23 protein-coding genes and 2 pseudogenes are annotated in these 25,109 nt (G+C 62.5%); 10 read left to right on the top strand and 15 right to left on the bottom strand.

The annotated features are described in order from the left end of the window. Positions 1-61 precede the first annotated feature (61 nt). Positions 62-256, top strand: coding sequence for a hypothetical protein (locus AC3EML_RS10505; protein WP_023681894.1), 195 nt, complete (start codon positions 62-64; stop codon positions 254-256). Between the two features lie 17 nt (positions 257-273). Here the strand turns inward: AC3EML_RS10505 and AC3EML_RS10500 are convergent, their stop codons facing one another. After that, positions 274-744 (bottom strand): hypothetical protein, encoded by a 471-nt coding sequence (locus AC3EML_RS10500; protein WP_023681895.1) that lies wholly within the window; start codon positions 742-744, stop codon positions 274-276. Between the two features lie 159 nt (positions 745-903). Between AC3EML_RS10500 and AC3EML_RS10495 the strand changes: the two genes are divergently transcribed. Further along, positions 904-2,199, top strand: coding sequence for a lipopolysaccharide biosynthesis protein (locus AC3EML_RS10495; RefSeq protein WP_023681896.1), 1,296 nt, complete (start codon positions 904-906; stop codon positions 2,197-2,199). Here the strand turns inward: AC3EML_RS10495 and AC3EML_RS10490 are convergent. Genes AC3EML_RS10490 through AC3EML_RS10480 form a run of 3 tightly spaced genes read right to left on the bottom strand, consistent with a single transcriptional unit; the run spans position 2,196 to position 5,079 of the window. Continuing rightward, positions 2,196-3,119, bottom strand: coding sequence for a DUF6492 family protein (locus tag AC3EML_RS10490; protein WP_023681897.1), 924 nt, complete (start codon positions 3,117-3,119; stop codon positions 2,196-2,198). The two genes, AC3EML_RS10495 and AC3EML_RS10490, sit on opposite strands and share 4 nt — an antisense overlap. Beyond that, positions 3,116-3,910: a WecB/TagA/CpsF family glycosyltransferase gene (locus tag AC3EML_RS10485; protein WP_023681898.1), complete on the bottom strand. Its 795-nt coding sequence runs from the start codon at positions 3,908-3,910 to the stop codon at positions 3,116-3,118. The genes AC3EML_RS10490 and AC3EML_RS10485 overlap by 4 nt, the downstream gene beginning before the upstream one ends. Continuing rightward, positions 3,907-5,079 (bottom strand): glycosyltransferase, encoded by a 1,173-nt coding sequence (locus AC3EML_RS10480; RefSeq protein WP_352521106.1) that lies wholly within the window; start codon positions 5,077-5,079, stop codon positions 3,907-3,909. The genes AC3EML_RS10485 and AC3EML_RS10480 overlap by 4 nt, the downstream gene beginning before the upstream one ends. A gap of 172 nt (positions 5,080-5,251) precedes the next feature. Here AC3EML_RS10480 and AC3EML_RS10475 point away from each other — a divergent pair, with 172 nt between their 5' ends. From AC3EML_RS10475 to proC, 3 genes are all read left to right on the top strand, one after another. Further along, on the top strand, positions 5,252-6,250 hold the full coding sequence (locus AC3EML_RS10475; RefSeq protein WP_023692395.1) for a glycosyltransferase family 2 protein: 999 nt from the start codon (positions 5,252-5,254) through the stop codon (positions 6,248-6,250). Continuing rightward, positions 6,219-7,538, top strand: a complete 1,320-nt coding sequence (locus tag AC3EML_RS10470) for an O-antigen ligase family protein (protein ID WP_023746238.1) — start codon at positions 6,219-6,221, stop codon at positions 7,536-7,538. Before AC3EML_RS10475 ends, AC3EML_RS10470 begins: the two co-directional genes overlap by 32 nt. Positions 7,539-7,621: 83 nt before the next feature. Beyond that, complete coding sequence (gene proC / locus AC3EML_RS10465; protein ID WP_023832763.1) at positions 7,622-8,437, top strand: pyrroline-5-carboxylate reductase; 816 nt, start codon at positions 7,622-7,624, stop codon at positions 8,435-8,437. Positions 8,438-8,459: 22 nt separating this feature from the next. Here proC and AC3EML_RS10460 read toward each other — a convergent pair. The 8 genes and pseudogenes from AC3EML_RS10460 to AC3EML_RS10425 all read right to left on the bottom strand — a co-directional run bounded on the left by AC3EML_RS10460 (position 8,460) and on the right by AC3EML_RS10425 (position 18,790). Then, positions 8,460-9,354 (bottom strand): annotated as a pseudogene (locus tag AC3EML_RS10460) (MBL fold metallo-hydrolase). Between the two features lie 269 nt (positions 9,355-9,623). Then, complete coding sequence (locus AC3EML_RS10455) at positions 9,624-9,806, bottom strand: type II toxin-antitoxin system VapC family toxin (protein ID WP_280792065.1); 183 nt, start codon at positions 9,804-9,806, stop codon at positions 9,624-9,626. 29 nt (positions 9,807-9,835) lie between these two features. Beyond that, positions 9,836-10,015, bottom strand: a complete 180-nt coding sequence (locus tag AC3EML_RS10450; protein ID WP_245261319.1) for a type II toxin-antitoxin system VapC family toxin — start codon at positions 10,013-10,015, stop codon at positions 9,836-9,838. Next, the gene (locus AC3EML_RS10445; protein WP_023669292.1) at positions 10,015-10,257 is read right to left on the bottom strand and encodes a type II toxin-antitoxin system VapB family antitoxin; all 243 of its coding nucleotides are present in this window, start codon (positions 10,255-10,257) and stop codon (positions 10,015-10,017) included. Before AC3EML_RS10445 ends, AC3EML_RS10450 begins: the two co-directional genes overlap by 1 nt. Positions 10,258-10,337: 80 nt before the next feature. After that, positions 10,338-11,651 carry an NAD(P)H-dependent oxidoreductase gene (locus AC3EML_RS10440; protein ID WP_352498579.1) on the bottom strand — a complete coding sequence of 438 codons (1,314 nt, stop codon included), beginning with the start codon at positions 11,649-11,651 and terminating at the stop codon, positions 10,338-10,340. 153 nt (positions 11,652-11,804) lie between these two features. Further along, positions 11,805-13,199: a multicopper oxidase family protein gene (locus AC3EML_RS10435; protein ID WP_352521105.1), complete on the bottom strand. Its 1,395-nt coding sequence runs from the start codon at positions 13,197-13,199 to the stop codon at positions 11,805-11,807. 274 nt (positions 13,200-13,473) lie between these two features. Continuing rightward, positions 13,474-14,670, bottom strand: a pseudogene (locus tag AC3EML_RS10430) (IS256 family transposase). 280 nt (positions 14,671-14,950) lie between these two features. Continuing rightward, a complete protein-coding gene (locus AC3EML_RS10425) occupies positions 14,951-18,790 on the bottom strand; it encodes a caspase family protein (protein ID WP_352522094.1) in 3,840 nt (1,279 codons plus the stop codon). A gap of 713 nt (positions 18,791-19,503) precedes the next feature. On the opposite strand from AC3EML_RS10425, the gene AC3EML_RS10420 reads away from it, so the two are divergent. From AC3EML_RS10420 to AC3EML_RS10405, 4 genes are read left to right on the top strand one after another with little or no spacing between them, the layout of a single operon-like run. Next, positions 19,504-19,932, top strand: a complete 429-nt coding sequence (locus AC3EML_RS10420; protein WP_352522095.1) for a hypothetical protein — start codon at positions 19,504-19,506, stop codon at positions 19,930-19,932. A gap of 40 nt (positions 19,933-19,972) precedes the next feature. Then, positions 19,973-20,236, top strand: coding sequence for a metal-sensing transcriptional repressor (locus AC3EML_RS10415; RefSeq protein WP_352522096.1), 264 nt, complete (start codon positions 19,973-19,975; stop codon positions 20,234-20,236). Then, the gene (locus tag AC3EML_RS10410) at positions 20,233-21,276 is read left to right on the top strand and encodes a cation diffusion facilitator family transporter (RefSeq protein ID WP_352522097.1); all 1,044 of its coding nucleotides are present in this window, start codon (positions 20,233-20,235) and stop codon (positions 21,274-21,276) included. The genes AC3EML_RS10415 and AC3EML_RS10410 overlap by 4 nt, the downstream gene beginning before the upstream one ends. Positions 21,277-21,315: 39 nt before the next feature. Continuing rightward, on the top strand, positions 21,316-22,029 hold the full coding sequence (locus AC3EML_RS10405) for a HoxN/HupN/NixA family nickel/cobalt transporter (RefSeq protein ID WP_352522098.1): 714 nt from the start codon (positions 21,316-21,318) through the stop codon (positions 22,027-22,029). A 164-nt stretch (positions 22,030-22,193) separates the two neighbouring features. Here the strand turns inward: AC3EML_RS10405 and AC3EML_RS10400 are convergent, their stop codons facing one another. Further along, positions 22,194-23,174: a class I SAM-dependent methyltransferase gene (locus AC3EML_RS10400; protein WP_352522099.1), complete on the bottom strand. Its 981-nt coding sequence runs from the start codon at positions 23,172-23,174 to the stop codon at positions 22,194-22,196. A gap of 132 nt (positions 23,175-23,306) precedes the next feature. On the opposite strand from AC3EML_RS10400, the gene AC3EML_RS10395 reads away from it, so the two are divergent. Then, the gene (locus AC3EML_RS10395; protein ID WP_352522100.1) at positions 23,307-23,900 is read left to right on the top strand and encodes a TetR/AcrR family transcriptional regulator; all 594 of its coding nucleotides are present in this window, start codon (positions 23,307-23,309) and stop codon (positions 23,898-23,900) included. 123 nt (positions 23,901-24,023) lie between these two features. Here AC3EML_RS10395 and AC3EML_RS10390 read toward each other — a convergent pair whose 3' ends face one another. Both AC3EML_RS10390 and AC3EML_RS10385 read right to left on the bottom strand, forming a co-directional pair. Beyond that, the gene (locus tag AC3EML_RS10390) at positions 24,024-24,509 is read right to left on the bottom strand and encodes a hypothetical protein (protein ID WP_488505201.1); all 486 of its coding nucleotides are present in this window, start codon (positions 24,507-24,509) and stop codon (positions 24,024-24,026) included. A 19-nt stretch (positions 24,510-24,528) separates the two neighbouring features. Beyond that, a complete protein-coding gene (locus AC3EML_RS10385) occupies positions 24,529-24,978 on the bottom strand; it encodes a hypothetical protein (protein ID WP_352522102.1) in 450 nt (149 codons plus the stop codon). Positions 24,979-25,109: the final 131 nt, after the last annotated feature.

Below are 25,109 nucleotides of genomic sequence, written 5' to 3'. Positions count from 1 at the left end.
TCATCTTCGAATCGGCGTCAACCGATATTCGATCGCACCCTTTTCGTGAAAGGAAAAGGCAATGCACGACCGAGACCTCACCCCGGACATGGTTCCGGTTATCAAACTGGCCCGGCAGAAGCGGATTCCGTATTCGTGGATTTCGGGTTACTATCCCGGCCTCAACTTTGGCCGGATTGCTGACGTGATGTCGGGACGTAGGTTCCCCGAAATCCCTCCAGCAAGCGATCTCCCCGCCGACTTCCCTTCGGCGTAAGCAATGCGAGGGGCGGCCTATTGGTCGCCCCTTTTCAGTTTCCACAGCTTGTAAGGCCCGAATGCGTCGTGATCGTCGGTCCAGCCGCATTCCTCAATCAGCCCTTGGATCACGCAAACCTTTATGCAGGCGCCGATGCGCTTCCTTATCGCGGTGACGGTCGCTTCGTCGGCGGCTAGGCCGCGGTCAGCAACCCATAGCTCGGTCACCTGACGCGATGTAAGAGGCGCGGTGGCCTCCCGCATGGTGTTGAGGACGAAACGCTTCACGGAGCCCTTCTGGGCGCGGTGCTTGGTGACGTACTCTTTCAGGGGAGACGCGTCGGCGTTCGGATCGAAGAGCCGGATTGCCGCGTCCAGATGGTCTATGTCGACCGTCAGCTTCTTGATCTCGGCGCGGTACTTCTCACGCAGGGCCACTAGCTCGGCGTGCTTGCCGACAAGGCCAGCAACGGTGTTGGGTCTATCGTAGTCGTAAATGTTCACCATGCATCATGGGTATCATATCATAAATGATGATAAAACCATCATATTTGGTAAGTTTGCTCCATAATACCGAAAGTTTCTCGCTTCGCCACGCATTGCCGGGATCTGTAAAATGGCGTCAGAACCGCACGTTAAGCTTTCCGGCTTACGGCTTTCCTCGATATGACGCAGGCCAGCGACATACCGCAAAGGCGGACACTCGCCCGCATCGGCACCTTCCTTGCCGAAAGACGGGGGCTGGTTCGCGACTATCTTTCAGCCATCAGCGGCGCCGGCGGGCGGCTGGTGTTCTCGCTTGCCTATTTCATCGCACTTGCCAACACGCTGTCGATTGCCGAGTTCGGCATGTTCGCCACCGCCTCGGCGGCCGGCGTCATGCTGTCGCGCATCCTCGCTTTCGGCTTCATCTCGGCGCTTTACCGCACAGCCACCATCCGCCCCAATCTGATCGGCACCTTCACCGCCGGCTTCCTTTTGCTTGGCGCCGTGTCCTTACCACTGCTGGCGGCGGCCTCCTGGGGCGTCTACCTGATCTTCTTCGCCAGCACCGTGCCTCTGGCCGTCTTTGCCGCAATCGTCTTTGCCGAAGCGCTTTTGTGGCGGCCGGTCGAGGTGGTGCTGATCGTCAACAACGGGCTCGGCAAATTCGGCCGCGCCGCGGTGCTGTCGATCGTGACCACGGCGTTCCGTGCGCTGGGCGCCGTGCTGTTCATGCTGTCGGGGCAGCACAGCGTCTGGATCTGGTCATTGTTCTACATCGGCGCCAACGCCGCCTCGCTGCTGCTGGCCTTCGGCTTCTATTATCCACGCCAGCGGCTGAGGCTGCGCACCGAGCTCTATCTCAGGCGGCTTGCCGATTCGATCTATGTTGCCGGCGCCGAAGTGCTGTTCTACCTGCAGTCGGAATTCGACAAGCTGCTCGTCCTGGCGATCGGCGGGCCGCATCTGGCCGGCATCTATGCCATCATCATGCGGCTGGTCGACCTGACGGCAATACCGATCCGCACCTTCTCGATGATGCTGGTGCAGAAGATGATGCGGTCGCCGGAGCTGTTGTCGCGACTGCGGGTCAAGAGCGGTATCGAAGCCGGCGTGTTCCTGGTATCGACATTGGCGCTGGCCGCACTCGGCATCGTGCTGCATTTCTTCCCCAATGCACTTGGCCGGAATGTCGCCGAGGCGGCGCCCTTGGTGGCATTGGCAATCGGCGTGCCGGGACTGCGCAACCTGGTCGAATACCAGGCCGAGCTGCTGTTCGCGCGCGGCCAGACCGCGCTCAGGGCGCTCAACCTCGGCCTGCTGGCGGGGCTGAAGGCGGTGCTGTTGACCTATGTGCTGACCACGATTGCCGACACGCCCAGGCTTGTCGTATCGCTCAATGTCGTCTTCCTGCTGCTCTATCTCGCCTCGGCGCTGCTGACCTATTCGGCGCTGCGCAAGCCCGCCAAGGCAATCTAAGCCAATCCGATCAGGCGGCGGATGCGGCCGATATCGGTGCCGATGAAGGATTGCATGCCGATCGCCACCTGCCCCGGTGCCATGGCGGCGACGAAGCTGCGGAATTCGTCATCCGACAGCGCCTCGCCGGTCCAGTGCACGCGGCAGAATTCCTCCGAGCCGTGGAAATGGCCAGCGCGCTTCAGCACATCGTCGACATAGCGGCCATAGATCATGCATTCGGAGAACCGGCGCACTGAAGCGATGACCTCGACCCAGCCGCGCGCGTGCACCTTCTCGATCTCGGCGCACATCGCCGTCACGGTCTGACGGCGCCAGGCGATCAGCGTCGAAATATAGTCGTGGTTCGAAACCTCGGATGCATCGATACCAATCGCCGAGGCCGCATTGCGCGACCAGATGCGATGCTCGTCGTGACCGTCGCTCGACAGCACGCCGTCGCGCCGGAACAGCCGCACCTTGCCGTCGCGCCAGAAGGCGCTCAGATCGAATGGCTTGAGGAAGGCGACGTCGGAATCACAGAAGACCAGCACGTCTTCTCCAGCATGCGCAGCGATGGCGATGCGGCGCAGCTGCTGCACATGCCAGCCGCGCAGCGGCTGGGCCTTGAAACTGAGCCAGATGCGACGGCGAAAGAGGCTCATCGGATCGTCGAACACACGCAGCCAGCGCGGCAGCAGGTCGCGCTCGTCGACAACGCTGCGGCGGTCGTTTTCCAACTGGCGAAACAGCGCCACGTCGCGGTGCTCGACCAGAATGTAATGATGCGCCACGCCGGAGACATGGCGGTCGAGGGTCTCGCACAACAGGCGGCAGCGTTCGAAATCCGGCGCATAGCTGGCGGTCACCACCGCTGCCGTCGGCGTTTGCGGCAGGGCACCGGTCTCGGCTGCAGGGCTCGGCACGACGCGGCTGTTCACCGCAACTCTCCGGCGGGCTCGGGCCGATGTGAGAATTTCTGCCTGACGACACGCAGCAGGAACACCGGATTGCCGACGACGTAGCGGCGCCACAGCCGGCCGGGCTCGATGCACAGACGGAACAACCATTCGAGCCTCAGCTGGCGCATCCACAGAGGCGCCCGCGGCACCGTGCCGGAGAGAAAATCGAGCAGCGCGCCGACGGCGATCGGCAGCGTGCAGTGGCGGGCATCGATATGACGGGCGATCCACAATTCCTGGCGCGGCACGCCCATGGCCACAAGCAGCACGTCGGGCCGCAATGCCTCGATGCGATCGACGATCGCCTGCTCTTCGGCGGGGGAGAAATAGCCGTCATGGATGACGACGAATTCGTGCTGCACCGCCAGAGCGGCTAGCCTGACCGACGCCGCCTCGGCGTTGGCGCGGGTGGCGCCAAGCAACCCGACGGTCAGCGGCCTCGCCGATGCCTGCAGAAAGGCCGGAATGAGATCAGTGCCGTTGAGATTGTCCGGGAACGGCGCGCCGTAGAGCAGCTTTGCCGCCAGATCGACGCCAACGCCGTCAGGCAGGATGAGGAAATCGTCGAGCGCCTCGGCAAAGACCGGATCGGTAGAGGCGATGTTGGCGTTGTGAGCGTTGAGAAAACTGACCTTGGTAAAGCGCCGCTCGGCAATCAGACGAGCGAGCAGCGCGATCGCGTCATCCCAGCCGATGGCAAGGACCGAAATGCCAAGGATCGTCTTCAGCGTATCGAGCCCGAAGGCGGCGCGGGCGGTGTGCATGTTCATGCAAACACCTCCTCCCCCACCGGCCCAAGCTTTTCCAGGCCGAGCCTGATGGCGGCATCCAGTGCCTTGATCTGCCGGCGATGGAAGGCGCTGCCATCGACATCCCTGACATCGGCCGCAGCTGCCTCCAGCGCGCCGGCGAAGGCGGCCGGATCGTCGGTGATGAAACAATTTGCCGGGCGATGATCGATGCCGCGCAGCGAACGGCTGGTGGCGACCGACGGCAGGCCGAGTTCGAAGGTTTCGATGGTCTTGAGCTGAACGCCGCTGCCCGCGGTGCTGATCAGTGGAATGACGGCGGCGCCGCGCACGAAATCCTGGGCGTCGGGCACGCGGCCGACAAATTCGACACCGGGATGGGCAGAGGTGATATCCGACGGCATGTTGCCGGCGACCCTGATGCGAAAGCTCCGGCGAAGATGCGGCACGACTTTTTCCAGGAACCAGTCGAGGCCGATGCGGTTCGGCTGCCAGGTCCAGGTGCCGATCAGCGCCGCGTCGCAATCGATGCGGCGCGGCTTGACCGGCTTTGGCGCCGTGGCAGTGGTCACCAGCGGCAGCACCGCCGAGCGGTCGTCGCTGGCAACGCCGAGTGCGGCGCGGTCTTCCTCGGCCAGCGTGAAGACGAAGCGAGCCCGGCGGCAGAGCCGCTCCTCCATGGTCTTGAGCAGCCTGGCCTCGCGGGCAAACAGCAGGCGCTGGAAGCGACTGTTTGCTGCTGCCGCATTCTCTTTGGCCGAACCATGTTCGACATTGTGGGCGACGAAAATCGAGGGACGGTCGGCGAACAGTTTTTCAAAGGCGCCGGCGAACTGCACCGAATTCAGGACATAGCCGTCGAAGGGACCGGCGCGCTCGATCGCGGCACGGACTTCGCTGTCGGAAACCGCGCGCAGCTTCACGGAAGCGAAGGTGAGCCCTGACAGCACCGCCTTGCCAAGCCAGGCGAGCTTCTGCCGCGCCGAGGCGCTTTCCGTGCGCACGTCGACGGCGCCGAGCACGAAGGTGTTTTCGGGGTCGCTGGGCGCCTTGCCCGGCCAGATGAAGCCAATGACGGTGACGCGCACGCCGGCGCGCCGCAAGGCGGCGATGATCGCAGCATTGGCGATCTCATAGCCCGAAGCGAGAGCGCCGCCGGGCACGATCGATGTGGCGAACAGCAGATGCATCTCACCTATCCAGGCGTCAGCCACTAGCAAAGCTGGGTGAACCCTTGATTAAATCACGCAACGCAACGGCTGAAAGGCGCGGACCGGCAGGCGCCGCTGCGAAAGGTGATTAACGAAACGTTATCGTCGCGGTGTTATCGAAAGCCAGATTCAAAACATGCGGCTGGAGCGGATGATCCCTTTGCCATCGGACGGTTCGGTTTCGATTGCGGGACGCTCTCCGGGGCTCGCCGCAGAGACGATGGAAGCCGTCGTCACGCTGCCGACCTTCAAGCGGCCGCAACTGCTGCTCGAAACGCTGGCGTCGCTCAAGGCACAGCAAACCAGCCGGCGCTTCGCCGTCATCGTCATCGAAAACGAGGCCGAGGCGCGTGAGGGCGCCCAGGCGGCCGTGCCGCTGTTCGAACGCGACGATATGAAGGGCATGGTCATCATCGCGCATGAGCGGGGCAATTGCAGTGCCTACAATGCTGGCTGGCAGACGGCGATCCTGCATTTTCCGGATTTCCGCCACCTGCTGGTCATCGACGATGACGAGATCGCCGACGCGGACTGGCTGGAGCGCATGTGCAGGACGGCGGAGACGCTTGGCGCCGACATTGTCGGTGGCCCGCAAGTGCCGGTGTTTACCGATCCTGCTCACGCCAAATGGGCCGAGCACCCGGTGTTTGCGCCGCCCTATCGCCAGACCGGGCGCGTGGCCGCACTCTATTCCTCGGGCAACCTTCTGGTCGGGCGCAATGTGCTCACCATCATGGGGCCACCCTTCCTCGACCTGCGGTTCAACTTCATGGGCGGCGGCGATTCCGACTTCCTCAGCCGCTCGGCGCAGAAAGGTTTCGTGCTTGGCTGGTGCGCCGAGGCAAAGGTGCGCGAAGGCGTTCCGGCCCGGCGCGTCGAGGCTGACTGGATCCGCGCCCGATCCTTACGCAACGGTGTAATCTCGACGCTGGTCGAAAAGAAGAAGCGCGCCGGCACGCCATTCGCCGGCGCCAAGGTGTTTGCAAAAAGCCTGGCGCTGCTGATAGCCTCGCCCGTGCGCGGCGCAATCAAATTGGCGCGGACAGGATCGCTGTCGACGGCGCTTTACCCCGTCTATGTCTCGCTCGGCCGCGTGCTTGCCGAATTCGGATACGCCAATGAGCAATACAGGCAGCCTGAGAAGAACTGACGAGCTGCTGCTGGGCGGCATCGTCACCCGCGACGGCGTGGCGACGGCGATTGCCGCGCTGTTGTTTGCCGTCGTCATCGTGTCGTTCCGGCCGTTTCAGCCGGCAGGCGCGGAACTGACCGGCGACGGCGGCGACATCGTCAACCAGCTCGGCTTCAGTTCGCTCGGCGCCATTTCGACCTTCTCACTGCTGACGTTCGCCGACCCCAAGATGGTGCGCTCGCTGCTCAGCCCGTCCTGGATCCTGATGCTCGGCTTTTTCATGCTTTCGGTCATCAACGCGACCGACCCGTCCTCGGCCATGCGCGCGGCCTTCTTCACGCTGCTTGGCGTTCTGACGATAGCGACGGTCCTGGTGCTGCCGCGCGACGCCGACAGTTTTTCGAAAGTCATCATATTCTGCGCGATCGTCGTTATCGGCCTGTCCTATATCGGCCTCATCGTCTTTCCGCATGAGGCCCTGCATACGGCCGATTCGCAGGAGCCCGAACATGCCGGCCTGTGGCGTGGTGTGTTCGCCCACAAGAACATTGCCGGACCAATCATGGCCTGCTTCAGCTTCGCCGGCCTCTATCTCTTCCGGCGCGGTCAGAAGTTCTGGGGCGTGGCGATCTTCGGCGCGGCGATGATCTTCATGCTGCACACCGGCTCCAAGACGACGGCCGGCCTGGTGCCGTTCTCGATCCTGATCGTCGTGCTGCCGGGCCTGATCGGCATGCGGTTCGGCACGCCGATCCTGTTTGCACTGGCGATCATTGCGACGGCCATCGGTACCTTAGGCATCGTCTTCATCCCCCCGGTGAAAGAGCTGGCGGCCACCTATTTCCCCGACCTCACCTATACCGGACGCACGACGCTGTGGGAGTTCTCCGGCGAGATGCTGGCGAAGAAGCCCTGGACCGGCTACGGCTATGAAAGTTTCTGGGGCACGCCGCTGCTGCTCAGTCAGGACCAGCCCTTCGACCGGGCCTGGGACATCCGGACCATCGTGCATGGCCATGACGGCTATCTCGACATTGCGGTGCTGATGGGCATCCCGGCGCTGTGCGTTGCCGTCTACACTTTCGTGATCGCGCCGCTGCGCGACTACATGCGCATCCCGCCGCGCAAGGAGAACATCTATCTCGGTGACTTCTTCATGATGGTGGTGCTGTTCACGGCGCTGAACGCGTTCCTGGAAAGCTTCTTCTTCCATCGCGGCGACCCGGTGTGGCTGTTCTTCGTGCTCGGCGTGCTTGGCTTGCGGCAAGTGTCGCTGCGGCCGATCGCGGTGCGCCGGCGACCTTGACCGGCTGGCCTGAGCACCCCTTGAGGGGCTTTCCCGTCTGCCCGCTAGCGTCTAAGGAGAACCCTTGTCTCGGAGGGCTCTCAATGACGATCAGGCTTGTTCTCGCCGGTTGCGGCAATATGGGTTACGCCATGCTTGCGGGCTGGCTGAAATCCGGCAAGCTTGCCCCGCAAGCCGTGTTCGTGGTCGAGCCCAATGCCGAATTGCGCAAGCGCGCCGAGCACCTCGGTTGCAGTGTCGCCGCGGACGCGAACGGGATCCCCGCCGACGCAGAGCCCGACCTCGTCGTCATCGCCGTCAAGCCGCAGGTGATCCGCGACGTCGCCGCCGCCTACAAGCGCTTCGGCGACGGCAGGACCACCTTCGTCAGCATCGCCGCGGGCACGCCGGTCGCCACCTTCGAGCACATACTCGGCCATCTCGCGCCTGTTATCCGCTGCATGCCCAACACGCCGGCCGCGATCGGCAAGGGCATGATGGTGGTCTATTCCAACCCGCTGGTGACCGACGACATCAGGCGTTTCGTTGCCGAGCTGCTGTCGGCGAGCGGTGTGGTGACGACGATCGACGACGAAGGCCTGATGGACGCGGTGACGGCGGTTTCGGGGTCCGGTCCGGCCTACATCTTCCATTTCATCGAGGCGCTTACGGTTGCAGCCGAGAAGGCCGGGCTGCCGGTCGAGACCGCCAGGCTGCTGGCCATGCAGACCGTCTATGGCGCTGCTGCACTCGCTGCCGAAAGCGGCGAGAAGCCCGGCGTCCTGCGCCAGCAGGTGACCAGCCCCAACGGAACCACGGCAGCCGCCCTTGCCGTGCTGATGGGCGAAGACCGGCTGACGAAGCTGCTGACCGAGGCGGTGGAAGCCGCGCGGCTGCGGTCGGTGGAATTGGGGAAGTAGCCGAGGCGCTCGCGGGGCCGTATCAGCCCCACTTCATCTCACCCTTGGCGACCTTTGCGCCCAGTTCCAGGGACGAGACGTCAAGAAGATCGGGATAGCGCCGCTTCATCGCTGCAATCAGCTCGACGCTGGATTTCGCTTTTTCGGCTTCCTTATTGAAAGCTTCGAGGTAGGCGCGGGTGAATTCCACGGCCGCCAGACCGTCCGGTGCACCGGCTACCTGATGGGACGGCACCACGATGTTTGGTTTGCGGGACGCGATTTCGTTGAGCGCGGCAATCCATTTCTTGCGGTCGTCTACGGTTGGCTCGTCGGCAACCCAGACATGTACGCCGGACGAGATCAGCACGCCGCCGAACACCGCTTCAAGGCTGGGCACCCAGAGATACCGCCGGTCTTTCAGATCGGCGACGGTGACGATCTCGATCTTGTTTCCTTCGATTTCAAGTGAGGTGATATCGGAAGCCTCGGGAATGACGACATCCGCCAGGACCTTCGGTCCATTGTCCTTGAGCTGCGGGCTCCAGACATCCAGCTTGGCTTGCACATTGGCTTTGATGGCCGCAACCGTTGCGCCGGCCGCGATGATCTTGGCGCCGGGGAAAGCATCCGCGACGGAGGCCAAAATAATAGTCAGGGTCGCTGCAACTGACATAGATCGTCGTCAGGGTCTTGCCCGTCGCCTTGATCGCATCCGCGACCGCACGGCCATCGGACAGGGTAAATCCGCCGTCGAGGAGGATGGCTTCTTTTTCCCCGGTCAGCAGCACCGGCGTGCGGCGGAAACCATTCTCGTCAGCCTGAAAATGGGTCCATTCCAGCTTGGCGGCGGCCCTGGCTGCAAAAGCCAGAGGCTGAAGCATGGCAACCATGCCCGTTGCCAGAAGGGTTTTCATCGCCTCGCGTCTTGTCCAAATGGTTTGCACGATTTCAATCCTCAATGGGGGTTCAGCTGATCGAGATTGGCATCTCGGCATCGTTTGAAAAACCCGGATCAAAGAGACAGACTGTATGAATGGATCATACAATGGCAGCCGATGGTCTGCGTCGTCAGCACGAGCGCAATGATCAGGCGTGTTGCGCGAGCAGGTCAACAGCCCATGGCGCGAGCGCGGCAGCATTTGGCCTGCTGGGCGGGAGCGGCTGACGAAGCTGCTGGCCGAATCGTGGAACTGGGGCAGTAGGATCAGGCCAGATCGGTGTGGGAAAAGTCTTTCCCTTTGTAGAGCAAGGGCATCCCACGGCTTTTTGCCGAGGCATATGACAGGCAGTCAGCGAGATTGAGCTGAGCCGGGTGGCCGCGACCTTTGCCATAGTTCGAAAAAGCCTGGATCGCGAGCTTGGCATCACCTCTTTCGATCGGAACCACCTCGATCGCGGCTTCGCGCAGGAAGTCTCCTATTGCCCTTTCGGCGAGAGCGGCTCCACCACCAACTTCGACGAAAGCCGCATCGCCGCTTCGAGCACGACCAGCGGAGATGTTATCCGTATCGAGGCCTGCCCGATCCGGCGGCTCCAATCGGCGGCGTCTTCCTCTCCGGCGAGGACAGCGATCACCACCGAGGTGTCGATGAACATCAGGAATGTCCCCACATCTCGTCGATCTCATCCTTAGTCAAATCCCTGCCGCCGCTTCCCGCCTTGGCCTTCAGATCGTTCGATATGGCGGCCAGCCGCTCAGCCAGCGGAACTCTTTCACGTTCGCGCTGAAGCTCGGATTCGAGCGCCTCGATCACCGCCTCGGTCATTGAAATCTTTCGCTTTTCGGCAAGCTGCCGGGCGAGGTCACGGGCGCGCGGGTCTCTGATCTGGAGATTCATCCTGGAAGCCTCCGTTCGGTGCCACTACAACATAGGGAGTTGTCATGACAAGGCCAGCCCGACTGGCCTGTCATCCAATCTCAGCTCCCGTACAGCATCTCATCCTGCAGCTTGCGCAAAGCGAACAGCCCGGTCGTGCGGTCGGGTGTGGCGTTGTCGGTGGTGATGAGCTCGCCCTTCCTGACCGGCTTCAGCACCTTGCCGCCTTCGAGCAGGCCGACCGGCACTGCCAGATTGGCGCGCGCCTCTTCGACGGTCATGGTCCAGGAGCGGTAGCAAGTCTCGCCGATGGCATCGAAGGTCTCGCCCGTGGCGAGATCGCGCTTGGCCACCGCGCAGACCTCGGCCACCGGCTTCGGCAGCGGCACCATGTCGGGGCGGCCGTAGAGCATGATACGGGCCGCCGTCAGCGGCACTTCCAGCGAGGTCAGATGATACGGCCGGAAGAAGCTGTAGTAGGGGCCGTGGCCTATGTGCAGGTCGTCCATGCGCTCGACGATGCGCGGATGCGTCGCCTCGACGATGACGAACACGCCGGGCGCCACGCCCTTGCCGATGGTGTAGTCGACAACGCCCTTCTTCGACAGGATGCCGCCATCCGCCTTCGGGATGAGCACCTTGTCCAGCTGATCGCGGTCGGCCTTTGGGCCGTGCATGCCGGGAACGTCTGGGACCAGCCCGGTGGCGTTGGCGATGGCGCACATCTCGACCATGGTTTTGGAACCGTCGACGAACTCGACCAGCATGCGCGGGTTCATGTTGCGGCGGATAGCTTCCTCGCGATAGTCGTCCGGAACGGCATCGTGGTTGAGCGGGTTGTTCTTGCCCTTGCCAGCCGAGACGATGGTGTAGCCGAGCGCCGACGCAAATTCGATCAGCTCCATGCAGCTCGACGGCTCGTCGCCGGCGCCGACCGAATAGACGACGCCGAGCCGGTCTGCCTGCTGCTTGAGGTAGCAGCCGATCGTGACGTCGGCCTCGACATTCATCATCACCAGGTGCTTGCCGTGCTCCATCGCCTTCAAGTCGAAATCGGCGGCGACACCAGGCTTGCCGGTGGCGTCGATGACGACGTCGATCAGCGGATTGGTGACCAGCATCTCGTTCGTGGTAATGGCGATTTTGCCCGCCTCGATCGCCGCGGTGACTTTCGAGCCCCTGTCCGCCTCGACCGCCATCGCCTCGTCGCCATAGGCGATGCGGATGGCGTCACGCGCCGTGTGCGGACGCCGCGTCGAGATGGCCGCGACCGAGATGCCGGGCATCAGCATGCCTTGCGTGACCAGGTCGGTCCCCATTTCGCCGGAGCCGATGACGCCGATGCGCACCGGGCGTCCCTCGGCGGCGCGCCTGGCGAGATCGCGGGCCAGTCCAGTCAGGGCGACATTGGTCATGCAAGCGTGTCCACGGCTTCTTGATTTGCAGGCGGGAATAGCAGGGAACGGCCCCGCTTTGCCAACGAAACCAGCGGACGGCGGCAATTTATCCGGCAACAGGCCCGGCAGGTGAGGCCAACCCCGGTAGAGGCTGATTGACCCGCCTCGGCGTCAAACCACCCTGATATAGCTCGTCATGCCGGTTTTCTGATGTTCGATGATGTGGCAGTGCAGCAGCCAGTCGCCGGGATTGTCCGCGACGAAACCGAGCTGAACCTTCTCGTTGGGCTGCATGAGATAGGTGTCGGAGATGACCGGCTGAACCTGGCGTGTCGACGACGACAGCACCTTGAAGCTCATGCCGTGCAGATGCATCGGATGCGATTGCGGCGTCAAATTCTCCATGTCGATGACATAGCTTTTGCCGAGCTTCAGCTCGGCCAAAGGCGCGGTCGGGTCCGGCGTGTCGCCCGGCCACGGTACCTTGTTGATGGCCCAGAAGGAGTAGCCTAGCGTGCCGCATATGCTGTCGCTCGGCACGTTTTCCGCCGTGGCGCTGAGCGAGAGCGCGATGTGTTTCGCGCTGGCGAGATCCACCTCCGGCACCGGGTTGGCTTCCAGCGGTGCGAGGTCGCGCAAATCGCGCTTGAGCGAGCTGCCGGTGGCGCGCAAGGTGGCGAGGACCTTGGGTTTGGTGCCTCTGATGTCGCCCAGGCTGACGATCGCGCCCTCCTGGTCAGGCATGCGAATGGCGAGCTCCATGCGCTGCCCCGGTCCGAGCAGCAAAGCATCGGGCGCAAAACGCTGCGGCACCGGATTGCCGTCCAGCGCGATGACCGCGGCCTCCCCACGCTCGACGCGAAAGGCGTAGATGCGGGTGACATCGGTGATGGCGACCCGCAGCCGCACCAACCCGCCGGCCGGCGCGTCGAATTGCGGCTGGTCGAGCCAGTTGGCGGTGCGCACCGTGCCATAGGTTCCGGTTTTTGCGGCATCGCGCGGCCGGAATTGCTGGATGAACTGCGCGTCGTCGCCGAGGCGCCAGTCGCGCAGGTTGACGACGGCTTCGGCGTCGAATTTTGGATCGTTGGGGTTCTCGACCACGATCACGCCGGTGAGGCCATGGCCCATCTGCTCCAGCGTGTTGCAATGCGGGTGATACCAGAACGTGCCGGCGTCGGGCGGGGTGAAGGCGTAGTCGAAATGATCGCCGGTATAGACGTAAGGCTGAACTAGGAAGGGAACACCGTCCATCTTGTTTGGAACGCGAATGCCGTGCCAATGGATGGTCGTCGGGTCGTCGATGGCGTTGACGAGACGCGCGGCAAAGGGCTCGCCTTTTTTCATCCGCAGTACAGGCGGCATGCCTGATTCACCATACGTCAGGACATCCCGGGTCTCGCCCGCATCCATGAACCTGGCCTGGATCTTTGCCGTCTTGAGCACCACCGGCTCAGGTGTGACAGCTGCCCAACCGCTGAGCCTGGCCATCGCTGCAAGGCCAACCCCGCCAACGCCGGCAAGCGCGGCTGTTTTTAGAAGCCGGCGGCGGGTGAGTAGGGTCATGGAAAGCTCCGACGAAAATCCGGCTGTGTTGGCGCTCTGGATGGCGGCGGCTACCGGCGCGCTGCCGATACTGCCACATCGCCTCCCGATCATGCCATGGCGAGCCGATGACATTTGCTTGCGCACCAGCGTGAACGCTGGTGCCACCGGTTAGCCCGCCAAGGTTTGCCCGGCACGTACCCCTACCCTTAATCCCTCCCCACAAGGGGAGGGAAAGCTGCGGCGCGCGGTTGTGTGCGTCAAGTTCTGCAAAATGGGGCGGCCATGATGCTGGTCATGCGGCTTGGCGCAGAGCGAGCTTCTTGTGCTCGCGCAGGTCGTCCATGTTGATGTATCGGTTGGCCTCCATCCAGTTTTCATTGGTCTCGACGGCCAACGCCCTGACCAGGCGCAGGCAGCTTTCGGTGTTGGGGAAGATGCGCACGACATAGGTGCGCCGGCGGATTTCCTCGTTGAGCCGCTCCAGCATGTTGGTGGATTTGAGATGCTTGTGGTGCTGTCTCGGCAGCCTGAAGAAGGTCAGGGTTTGTTCGATGGCATCCTCGGCCCAGCCTGTCAGGCGCGGATAGCGTGCCGACCATTTGGCAAGCCATGCGGCAAGATCAGCCCTGGCCTCTGCGAGATCGCGCCGGTCGTAGAGCCAGCGCAATTCCTGCAGGCAGTCGTCGCCGTGCTTCCTCGGCAGATGATCGAGCGCGTTCCTGAGGAAGTGCACGTAGCAGCGTTGCCAGGCGGCTTCGGGGATCACCTCGCCGATCGCTGCCACCAGGCCGGCGTGATCGTCGGACACAACCAACTCGACGCCCTTGAGGCCGCGCGCCTTGAGGCCGACGAGGAAGTCCCTCCAGGCCGAGCGGCTCTCGCGATTGGCCATCTCCACGGCCAGGATCTGGCGCCTTCCGTCCTAGTCGATACCGACCGCGATCAGCACCGCCTGGCTCATGACAACACCGGCTTCACGCACCTTCTCGTAGCGCGCATCGAGGATGAGGTAAGGAAACGGCTCTTGAAGGGGGCGCCTGGCAAAGGCAGCGAGGCTCTCGTCCAGCCGCTTGTTGATGGCCGAGATCGACGAGGCCGAGAAGGCATGGCCGCACAGTTCTTCCGTGATCGCCTTCACCTTGCGGGTCGACACGCCCTGGACATACATCTCCGCCAGTGTCGCCACCAAGGCCCGCTCGGAACGCTGGTAGCGCTCGAACAGCTCGGTGGAGAAGCGCCCGGCCCGGTCCTGCGGAACCCGCAGCTCGAGCTTGCCGACCCGCGTCACAAGGGTACGGCCGTAATAGCCCGAGCGATAGCCAAGCCGTTCGGGCGTGCGCTCGCTCTTCGAGGCACCCAGCGCCTCGTCCATCTCGGCCTCAAGCACCTCCTGCATCACCGCACGGAGCACTTCGTGCAATCCATCCGGGTTCGAAAGCAAAATGTCTTTGACGGCAGCGCTGGCGGTCTTAACTTCAGTCTTGGTCATGGTGGCGTTCCTTCGCGGGAATCAGGTGACGTGAACAATCACCAGCCTGCCATGACCGCCCCCTCTCAGCGAATTTGCAGAACTCTCAGCACACACTACCCGGCGCGCCCTGTATCTCCGCCCTTGCATCTAGACCTCAGTAATTTGCCGAGATCAACGCTTACCAGGTCTCCCTCCCCCTTGTGGGGAGGGATTAAGGGTGGGGGTAGGTGCCGGGCAAACATCGAAGAATGGGGGGAGCGCCCTATGTGATTGCCCTGCATCAGCGTTGTCTGGAGCCTCAGTTCAAGCCGGCGAGCAGCGCCTGTGCCTCGGCGAGGTTTTGTTCCGAACCGGCGGCGAGTTCGTCCATCTTGCGCTCCTTGAAAATGACGAGCGCATCCTGGCAGGCGGCGATGGCTTCCTCGGCAAGCGCCTTGTCCTTGCGGGCAGCACCGAGGTCGACCAGCACGTCGCACAGGCTGTCCTGCGTGAAGGCTACGGCCGGCACCGAATTGATCTTCTTTTGCACGGCGATTGCCTCGCGCAGGATCGGCACCGCCTCCTCGAAGCGGGCGACGTTGTTTTCGGCGCGGCCGGCAAGCGTCAAGGCATAGCCGACCTCGTTCTGCACGCTCGCCCATCGGTCGGGGTCGCGGTCGCGGCCGACCTCATCGGCCAGTGCGCGGTTGGCGGCGATCTCTTCATCGAACACCGCCGACTCCGGCGCCTTGTCCCTAATCATGGCGAGCACCCGGGCGAAATCGCCCTGCGTGCGGACCCATTGCTCCGGCGCCCGCTCACGAGTGCGCACGCTCTGTATGCTGCGATAGATGGCGGCCGAGCGCTTCAGCAAGGCGACATCGTTGCGCCAGTAGCCCAGCGTCGACAGCGCGCTGGCCAGATTGGCCTGGTTGCGTAGCCACTCATCGGCGTCTGTGTCGCGGGCAATCACGCTGAGCGCCGCCTCGTAGGCCTGAACCGACTTCGCCATTGTGTCCGGGTCGGAGGTAGCGCTGGCCTGCATCATCCGCGCATTGCCGAGATCGCCTTCAACGGAGGCCCACAGTGTGCGATCGGGCAACGCGGCATAGACGGCGAGCGCCGCCTCGTGCGCGGTCGCCGCCCTCTGGTAAAGAGACGGATCGTTGCTGCTACCGGCAAGGTAGTAGTAGGCGCTACCGAGATTGTTCTGCAGTTGTGCATGATCTTCCGGCGCCGTGGCGCGGTCATAGAAGGGCAAGGCCGCTTCGAGCGCAGTCACCGACTGGCTGAAGTCATCGGCGTTCCGTGTCCTGTCGCCGAGCACGAGCAGGACATGGCCCAATCCCCATTGTGTTGCCGCAAAAGAGACCGGATCGCTGTCGCGAGTCTGCACCTCGAGCGCCGCGCGATAGGCTGTCACCGAGCGTTCGAGCGCCTCGACCGGGCCGCCATTGGCCTTGCCCAGCATGGAAAGGGCGATGCCCAGCCGGTATTGCGTCGTCGCCCAGTCGGTCGGGGCGCCCTCTCTGGTCCGCACCGTGAGCGCGGAATCATAAGCGGCGACCGCCTGTTCGAGGATCGCCCTGTCGCCCGCACGGGCACCCCAGGTCGACAGCGTGGCGCCGAGATCGTACTCTGTCGAGGCGAAATCGAGGGGGGCAGAGGTGGCGGTGTAGACTTCCAATGCCTTGCTGTAGGAGGCCGCCGACTTCTGCAAATAGTCGGTTCCTGTGTCTCGATTTCCAAGCGTTGCATAAACGAAGCCGAGATTCTGTTGCAGCGAGGCCCAGTCGAGCGGCAGCTTTTCACGCGTATATTCAGATAGCGCCGCCTCGTAGGCTGAGACCGCCTTGAGCAACATGGCGTCGTCGTTCTGCCTGGCGCCAAGACGATGCAGTGCGTTGCCCAGCGTCAGCTGGCCGTTCGCCCAGTCGGCCGGCGCGCGCTCGCGCGTCCGAACCGAAAGCGCTGCCTCCGCCGCCTCCCGCGCGCGCTGCAACGCGGCGATATCGCCGTTGATCTCGCCGATCGACTCGAATGCGGTGCTCAAATTGTTCTGGATCGTCGCCCATTGCGCCGGCGCGCGTTCCCTGGTCATCTCCTCAGCCGCCGCCTGGAAGGCCGCGACCGATTGCTCAAGCGTCGGTACATCCTTTTCGCGCGCGCCGAGGCTCGCCAGAACGACACCCAGATTGATCTGGCTCAATGCCCAGTCGAGCGGTACGCGATCCCGGCGATATTCTGTCAGCGCGGCGCGATGCGCCGATATCGCTGCGCGAAAGCTGTCGCTCGTCGGCTCGCGCTCGCCCAGTTCGGACAGCACAACGCCGAGATTGTTCTCGGTCGCCGCCCATTCGAGTGGTAGTTTCTTCGACCCCTGAACCTCAAGCACCGAGCGGAAGGCGGCGACCGCCTTTTCGAGCAGCGCGGTGCCGTTCTCGCGCCGGCCGAGCTGCCAGTAGACCGCGCCTAGATTGCCGAAAGTCCTGGCCCAGTCGTCCGGATAGGCGTCGCGCGTGTAGACGCTCAGCGCTTGCTCAAAGGCGGCTGCCGACTTGTCGAGATTGTCGCGGCCGGCCTCGCGCTCGCCCAGTGTCGACAGAGTGATTGCGATATTGTTTTCGGTGGCCGACCAGCGGATCGGCGCGTTTTCGCGCGTCACATAAGTCAGGCTCTTTTCATAGGCCGCGACGGCCTGGAGCAGAAAGGCGTTGTCGCCCGAAAAAGAGCCGTGCGCGGAGAGCGCCTCGGCTTCCGCTGACTTGTAGGTCCAGGCGTCCTCGTCGCTCCATTTTTCTACCTCGTCATAGGCCTTGGCGTAATCTTGAGCCGCCTTCAGATAGTCAAAGGACAGTTCATAGGTTTGCGCACTGCTGGCGAAAACCTCCGCAAACTCCTGCCGCCGTGCCTTGATGTCGGCCTCCGCCTGATCGACAGTCGTTGACAGTTCGCCGACGCGCGCCTTGGCCTGCTCGTGGAATTTTTTGGCGGCCTCGAGCGCGCCCTCCCGTACCGCCTGTTCGGCGAGCCCGGTCAGCCTGACGATCTCCGGGTCCTGGCTCTTCAGCGCGGCCTGCTCGGCCAGCACCTGTTTCAGCCGCTCGGTCTGGCCGCGCAGCAATTTGTCGAGTTCGGCCGGATCCTTGGGTATGTCGACCCCGAGCGCCTTCAGCATGGCGTAGAGCCCATCCATCGGCACCTTGCCGTCACGCGCTATGGTTTCGATCTGGCGGCGCTCCGGATCGGGTAGCGTCGAGATGGTCAGCAGGAGCTGGCGCCGCTCCCTTAGGATTTCCCCCTCGTCGCCTTTCGGCGCCTCGGCGGGGGTACCGAAATAGAGCAGCCGGCGCAGGCTCTCATTGACCCAGGGCCGCTGCTGGCCATTGGTCTTGAGATAGACCTCCTCGCCGATCATGCGCAGAACGGTGCCGAATTCCTCGCCGCCCATCGTGTCGATGTGGCGCAGGATCGCTGCCGCATAGGGGCTGTTGCCATCGGCCGGACCGTCCAGCGCAACCTTGCCGGGCTCGGCGGCAAAGGCCATGACCTGGCCGAGGCTGTCGTCGACCGAGCCCTTGGCCTCGGCGCCGCCTTTCAGGGAAACCACGCCGCGCGTTTCGCCGAGACCGCCGGCGCCGATCGGCTTGCCTTCGTCGCCCGGCGCCAGCTTCAAGAGCGTGCCCGGCGGGAACGGATCGTTGCGGCAGGCGTCCAGCAGAACGATGGTGACCGGCACCTTGGCCTTCAGTTCGGCGACGATGGACGACAGCGGCACCAACTTTTCGCCGGCATTGTCGAGTGCCGAAATATCGGCATCGACAGGGACCAGATAATTCTCGCCGCCGGCTTCGATGCCGTGGCCGGAATAGTAGATGATGGCGACATCGGCGCCCTCGGCATCGTCGACGAAGCCTTCGAGATCGCGCCGCAATTTGCGTGCGTCGCGATTGGTGGCGACATTTGTCTCGAAGCCGAGCTTGTCGAACATCTCCTCGATGGCGCGGGCGTCGTTTTCCGGATTGGGCAGTTTGCCGACATGCTGGTAGTCGGACTGACCGATGATGAGCGCGACGCCTTTCAGCGCCTTCGGCTCTTCAGCCAAAGCGGGGCCAAACGCGCATAGGCACACCAGTGCCGCGGCAAGTGCCGCGCACATGCGCCCTGTCGCACCTGCTGTTCGCCCAAAGAGCATTCTCTACCCCAAAACCCGACGCTATCTTCCGCAAGCGAGATGGCATCATGATGGCCGGCCGATGGCAAGTCCTTGGGCGAGCTGTGTTCTTGTCATGGATATGCGTACGAGGCGGCTGGCTTTCAGCGTGCGAGCGGTAGTGTTCAGCATGCCGGATACGGCCAGTCCGGCCTGTTCATGAGTTGACAGGTCCGGACTTGTTGAGCAGTCGTCCGGCCCCGTAGAGCCTCTTTCTCTCAATGTTTCCGGGCGAGGGGGCCACGGTTGGATGCGCGGGATTGGCACTTTTGCGTCAGCCGGCTTTTTTGGTCCGCAACGAGACCCCGACTTCGCGACTGCATCTTTTTAAAATCAAAGGAATGATCTGGTGCTGCGAGAGAGGATTGAACTCTGAACGACTCCAATGAAATCAATAACTTATAAGACATTTTGTAACATTGTGACGGACGTCAAAATGGTCACATCTAAGGTGGGGGTTCGGCTCCGCGAGGCGAAGGCGGCTGTAGGCGCAGTTCCGTCTTATTGTAAATCTGCTCCTCCGCGGTCACGCCGACTCTGTCGCTAGGGTGCAGCACCACGTATTTGCCAGCACAGGCGCGAATTTCGATCCCTCAGGATTGCTTGGTTAACATGGGCACTGCTCATCCCCATGGAGATTCGCGACTATTGAAAGAAAGATGGCGCAATCAGCAGCCGTCTATGATCTCGAACATGCGAAACATTTGGGTGCCGAAGTCATGCCCTTCGACCTGGCCCGCATCGTCCATATATTTACGCCGCTGAAGGATGGCGGGACGCAGGATGTCGTCTCCCGAGACGGGGATCCGACGCAAGTGACCCTGATCCGAGCGCATCTGAACAAGGAGGCCGCCGCCTTCGCACAAGGCGACTACTCCGATCCATCCGCTATCCATGGACAAGCAATGCCAGGCCTTGCGGAGTTGCGTGCAGGCGATGGACGCATGCACGTTGCTTTCGAGCAACTTCCAGGAGGCGCCCGCCTGCGTTTCAAGGCAAGCGATCCGGGTCTCGTGGCCGCGCTGCACGACTGGTTTGAGGCACAAGTCCGTGACCACGGCGCGGATGGGGTCATGCATCACCCATGAGCGCTTGACTCTATCCTCCCCGGGAGGATAGGAAGTGTGGATGTCCAAAGGCATTCACCATTCACATCCCGCCATCATCAAGCGCTTGAAGCGCGCGCAAGGTCACCTCACGGCGGTGCTGTCCATGTTCGAGGCGCATCGTCCCTGCGCTGACCTGGCGCAGCAACTCCACGCCGTGGAAAGCGCCATCAGCAGCGCAAAGCGCGAACTGATCCACGATCACATTGAACATTGCCTGACAGACACCGCGGAAACGGGGGGCACCTCCCTGGCAGAGCTCAAGCAACTGGCGAAATACCTATGATCGGTCTCAGAGCGCGCATTCTCGACTGGTTTGGCTTCGGCTCGCATGATCACGCCGCACATGGTCGCGACCATGGCAGCGGGCCACATGGACATACCCACGGCGTCATCGACGCAACGATTGCGACGACCGATCGGGGCATCTGGGCGATCAAATGGTCGTTCGTCATCCTGGCCATCACAGCGGCATTGCAGATGGCTGTGGTTGTGTTGTCGGGTAGCGTGGCACTGCTTGCCGATACGATCCACAACGTCGGCGATGCCACGACCGCCATACCGTTGTGGATCGCGTTCATGCTGGCACGGCGCAAGCCCAGCAAAACGTTCACCTACGGCCTTGGACGAGTTGAGGATCTGGCCGGGATCATCATCGTCCTGATCATCTTGTTCAGCGCCATCGTTGCCGGTTACCAGGCCATTGAGCGGCTGATAAACCCGCAAGTCGTGACGCATCTTGGCTGGCTGACGGCGGCAGGCATTGTCGGCTTTCTTGGCAACGAGGTGGTCGCTGTGTTCCGCATCCGCGTCGGCCGCGAAATCAACAGCGCGGCACTTATCGCCGACGGCTACCATGCCCGCACCGATGGGCTCACCAGCCTTGCCGTTGTCGCCGGAGCCCTCGGCGTCTGGCTCGGATTTCCCTTGGCCGACCCCATTGTCGGGCTGCTCATCACGATCGCGATCTTCGGCATTGTCTGGCAGTCGGCGCGCTCAGTGCTCACCCGCATGCTGGACGGCATCGAACCCGGCGTGATGGACGAAATCCAGCACGCCGTCGCGCATGTGCGGGGGGCGCATATTGTCGATGCCAAGGCGCGTTGGATCGGTCACAAGCTGCACGTCGACATTGCCATCGCCGCAGTCGAAACCTTGCTACTATCTGAGGCCAACAAGATCACGTCAGCGCTGGAAGACGAGCTATTCGAGCACATGCCGGCGCTCGCGGCTGCCAACATCCGGTTTTCGACCGAACATGAAGAGCACGGCCATCCACACCGCCATGAACATGCTCATGGCGAACATGACGGTCACAAGCACTGACAGTCGCGGCGAGCGGCAGGCTTCTGCTAGTCTCGCCTGATGTTCCAGACGCTTGTCGAGTTTCAGCGCACGATCTATCTGACGCTCGGCGATCAGATCAAACTGCTTTCGGCCGGCGGCGGCTGGCTGGCCTTCATGGCCTTTCTGCCGATGGGCATTCTGTTCGGTGCGGCGCATGCCTTGACACCTGGCCACAGCAAAGCCGTGTTGGCCACCTATCTGGCAGGATCGGCCAACAGCGTCCGGCGCGGCCTTCTGGTGTCGCTGACGCTCTCCTTCACCCATGTGGCGATTGCCGTTGTGATCGCAGTTCTTTCGCTGCCGTTGGTCTCCATTGCGTTGGGTAGCGTCGGCCGTGCGCCGCTACTGGAGGATATCAGTCGCGGGCTGCTTGGGTTGATCGGCGTCTGGATGCTCTGGCGCGCTTTGAGCCATGGTCATCATCACAAGCATGAAGGTGAGGCCGTTGGCGTCATGGCCGGCCTTATCCCGTGTCCACTGACGCTTTTTGTCATGACCTTCGCGATATCCAGAGGCGTTCCGATCGCGGGCATTCTTTTCGCCGTCACCATGATGGCCGGGGTGGCGCTGACGCTATCTTGTGTCGCGGTTCTGTCGATCCTGTTTCGGGAGCGTCTGGTGCATTTTTTCGACTATCGACCACGCCTGTTCGATATCATTTCCCGGATCATCGAAGGCGCCGCTGGCCTTGCGCTTGCCGGTGTTGCCGTCTGGCAGATCACCTCGGCCTGAGGCCATAGTGATTATGGGGCCGCCGCGAGAACAAACTGGTTGCGGGTCTCCACCGCGCCGCTCTCGACTATGTCAAGCAGGCCTCGCGGAGTTGTTCAGGGGGCCTGGCACCGACGGGATCCTGTCGCGTATGGTTTCGGCGACAGGCCCGGCTCCCGCTCGATTTATGCCACCGGCTTTTTGAGCACGACAAACCAGTTGCCGTTGAGCATGCCTTCGTCACACAGCTCGAAGCCCGCGCTCGTTGCCATCCGCCGCCAGGCGCCTTTGCCCGAGAAAAGCAGTGCGAGCACGCTGACGATCGCGAACATCGTCCATCCGGGCACCCAGACGACGAGAAGGAAACGCCCGCCCGGTTTCAGGACACGCAACATCTCTCGCAGCCCCTGTTCCTTTTGCGGGCCGAGGTGATCGATCGCGTGGGCGCTGACGGCGGCGTCGAAATGGCCTTCCGGGAAGGGCAATGCAGTCAGGTCGCCAGGTTCAATGTCCACGCGGCCGGTCAGCCCGGCAAGGCGCAGATTCTGTTCGAGCAACCGCCGGCCGCCGCCTTCGATATAGCCCGAATCGAAGCGGTCGAGCGCGACGATCCTTCCATTCCGGAGTGCACGGCCGAGTGCGATCGTGGTTCGGCCGGCGCCGCATCCTGCATCGAGAACCACATCTCTGTCGCCCGACAGAAGGTCGACCATCGGCAAGGCGGCATGCTCGTAACGTCCGACGGTGCGGGCAATGAGACCGCCGGCGAAGAAGTTCGCCGCAAGCAGCGTCAGCACCATGGCGAGCGGCCAATAGGCTGGTGTCGCGACCTGAACAGTGACCGTGAGTGCGATGAGGATCAGCGCGGCGATCCACGGCCCGACCGCCCAGGCCGGCGCCCAGCCGAAATCGAGACCCAAGGTGTCCTGTCGGCCTATCCGGCCTGGCAAGTGCACGGCGAGCCTTTTTCCGGCCATGACATAGAGCGAAGCCAGCAACACCAGGGCTCCGACGAGATGAAAGGCGCCAAAGAGCAGGACTGTCCCGGAGACGGCTGGCAGCGACGGGACATAGATCAGCAACAGCAGCCCTGCTGCCACGCCGATGAGGCCGACGAGCCAAAGATGGCTGTGGCTATGGGGACCTGGTGTTTCTCTTGTTGCCATGACTGGCCTCCGCTATTTCTGGACAGGACAGCAGTTATCGGACAGCATGACTGATAATTTGGACATGAACTTAAGGCGCGAAATGTCCGGTAACGGACGAAACAGGGCCTATGGCAGGGAGGGGGCGCACGCATGAAGGAAGATCGCCGAATCCAGCGCTCGCGCGATTCGCTACATCACGCGTTGGTCGCGCTGGTGCTTGAAAAGGGCTACGAGGCGGTGACGATCAAGGACATCGTCGAGCGTGCGAATGTCGGTCGTTCGACCTTTTATGCGCACTACAACAGCAAGGAGGATCTGCTCACAAACGGTCTAGCGGAACTGCGCGCGCTGTTGACAGCGCGCCAGCAAGCAGCACTTGCCGAAGAAGGAGACGTTGGCCAGCGCTGTCTCGGCTTCAGCCTGGCGCTCTTCGAACATGCGCAAAGTTTTCGTGACATCTATCGTGTGCTTGTCGGAGAGCGAGGGTCCGCCATCGTCATGAACCGGATGCGAGCGCTGCTCTCTGATCTGGTGAGCAAGGACCTTGCTGTGATCGCACCCGCCAGCAGTGACGAACAGATCCCCCGAAGCGTGCTGATCAAGTTCGTGGTTGGCGCCCTGATTTCGGTTCTGGCTTGGTGGATGGATCGCAAATCAAGATTGTCGCCGGCGGAAGTCGACACGATATTCCGGCGCTTGACGATCCCCGCGATCGTCGCCGCTTTCGACGCAGAACAGCGGTAGCAGCGGGTCCCAGCACGATCGAAAAACGACACTCCGGAGCCAGCTCTACATCCCCCCGCCGCAGCCGTCCGAAAGGTCCCAGGCATCTTACGATTTGCTTGCCGGTAAAACCGTGTTCTTGGATCAGGTATTTCGCCAGTCCGCCATATACTTTCCAGCGCCAGCATTGGCAGCAGCACGGTCCCTTCTCTTTGGAATTTGCCATCGCATAATCGTATGCCTGCTGTTCCGGTTGGTGAGTTTCACATCGTAGTAGGGCATCATGCTCTGCGCGATGCCCGCCGGGATGTCATACGGATCGCTCGGGATCATCGCGATGTCGCGGTATTTGGCCAGGCCGTTCACATGCTCGCCATAGCGCTTCATTTCCACCGGGCTGCAACACGAGCCCGTGATCCGCGACATGGCCGGCATGGTCGCGATCAACTCCGTGAACTTGCCCGAGCAGGTGCTGTTGCCGTTCTGACTGAGATCTTTGAAATGGCTTACATCTCCCTTCAGGGCGCACGGCGCTCGCCGGCGGAACCGAACAGCCTGGCCAGGTGCGGGAAAAAAGGCGGGCACGCGAGTCGCGGGAGCGGACATACGGTGCACGTTGTTGGTGTTCATGGGATGAGTTCCTTATTTGTCATCGATTGTCATTGCGGGAGCTTTCGAGCCCGTAGGCGATGAGGCTTACGGCCCAGACCAGCGCGCAGGCGAACAGTGGCCACCTGAAGTCGGAGCCGATCGTGAAGTTGACCACTGACATCAAGCCGATGGACGACGCTCCTCCGACCAGGGCGCCAGCCAGCGCGACCGGATGCCGCGCGCGAAACGCGGTGAATGCCAGCGCAATCAGGAGAACGCCGGTGGCGAGTGCGTAGCCGCCGAGCACCCTGAAAACCTGCATCAGCCACACCGCGAGACGTGGACCGATCGCTTCGAGCTCAGCGGCCGAGAGATTCATATAGCGGACATCCTCGGGAAGCAGTGGTGGCCTGAGTGCGATAAAATACAGTCCGATCCCGGCGATAATGATTCCCGTGAGAGCAAGAGTTGCGGACGACATGGACCAAGGATTGGCTGCAGGTTTCATGAGTGAAACCTCGCCAATCGAAGCTGGGTTTTCATGGCTGGTTCCTCGTCGTTGGTGTGAACCGCGGCTGACTCTGACAGGAGCCCAAGGCCCCAATCGCCGCTCTGGCTTATGACTTCGGGAATCGGTCG

This window comes from Mesorhizobium sp. P170090 (assembly GCF_057786115.1).
This window is presented reverse-complemented; position numbering and strand designations above follow the sequence as displayed.

Coding starts and splice junctions, on each gene's coding strand:
- AC3EML_RS10390 (WP_488505201.1), bottom strand. CDS start 24,509: ATGAACACCAACAACGTGCACCGTATGTCCGCTCCCGCGACTCGCGTG.
- AC3EML_RS10505 (WP_023681894.1), top strand. CDS start 62: ATGCACGACCGAGACCTCACCCCGGACATGGTTCCGGTTATCAAACTG.
- AC3EML_RS10475 (WP_023692395.1), top strand. CDS start 5,252: ATGATCCCTTTGCCATCGGACGGTTCGGTTTCGATTGCGGGACGCTCT.
- AC3EML_RS10420 (WP_352522095.1), top strand. CDS start 19,504: ATGGCGCAATCAGCAGCCGTCTATGATCTCGAACATGCGAAACATTTG.
- AC3EML_RS10445 (WP_023669292.1), bottom strand. CDS start 10,257: ATGAATCTCCAGATCAGAGACCCGCGCGCCCGTGACCTCGCCCGGCAG.
- AC3EML_RS10395 (WP_352522100.1), top strand. CDS start 23,307: ATGAAGGAAGATCGCCGAATCCAGCGCTCGCGCGATTCGCTACATCAC.
- proC (WP_023832763.1), top strand. CDS start 7,622: ATGACGATCAGGCTTGTTCTCGCCGGTTGCGGCAATATGGGTTACGCC.
- AC3EML_RS10385 (WP_352522102.1), bottom strand. CDS start 24,978: ATGAAACCTGCAGCCAATCCTTGGTCCATGTCGTCCGCAACTCTTGCT.
- AC3EML_RS10470 (WP_023746238.1), top strand. CDS start 6,219: ATGAGCAATACAGGCAGCCTGAGAAGAACTGACGAGCTGCTGCTGGGC.
- AC3EML_RS10410 (WP_352522097.1), top strand. CDS start 20,233: ATGATCGGTCTCAGAGCGCGCATTCTCGACTGGTTTGGCTTCGGCTCG.
- AC3EML_RS10495 (WP_023681896.1), top strand. CDS start 904: ATGACGCAGGCCAGCGACATACCGCAAAGGCGGACACTCGCCCGCATC.
- AC3EML_RS10500 (WP_023681895.1), bottom strand. CDS start 744: ATGGTGAACATTTACGACTACGATAGACCCAACACCGTTGCTGGCCTT.
- AC3EML_RS10400 (WP_352522099.1), bottom strand. CDS start 23,174: ATGGCAACAAGAGAAACACCAGGTCCCCATAGCCACAGCCATCTTTGG.
- AC3EML_RS10450 (WP_245261319.1), bottom strand. CDS start 10,015: ATGTTCATCGACACCTCGGTGGTGATCGCTGTCCTCGCCGGAGAGGAA.
- AC3EML_RS10485 (WP_023681898.1), bottom strand. CDS start 3,910: ATGAACATGCACACCGCCCGCGCCGCCTTCGGGCTCGATACGCTGAAG.
- AC3EML_RS10415 (WP_352522096.1), top strand. CDS start 19,973: ATGTCCAAAGGCATTCACCATTCACATCCCGCCATCATCAAGCGCTTG.
- AC3EML_RS10405 (WP_352522098.1), top strand. CDS start 21,316: ATGTTCCAGACGCTTGTCGAGTTTCAGCGCACGATCTATCTGACGCTC.
- AC3EML_RS10435 (WP_352521105.1), bottom strand. CDS start 13,199: ATGACCCTACTCACCCGCCGCCGGCTTCTAAAAACAGCCGCGCTTGCC.
- AC3EML_RS10480 (WP_352521106.1), bottom strand. CDS start 5,079: ATGCATCTGCTGTTCGCCACATCGATCGTGCCCGGCGGCGCTCTCGCT.
- AC3EML_RS10440 (WP_352498579.1), bottom strand. CDS start 11,651: ATGACCAATGTCGCCCTGACTGGACTGGCCCGCGATCTCGCCAGGCGC.
- AC3EML_RS10425 (WP_352522094.1), bottom strand. CDS start 18,790: ATGTGCGCGGCACTTGCCGCGGCACTGGTGTGCCTATGCGCGTTTGGC.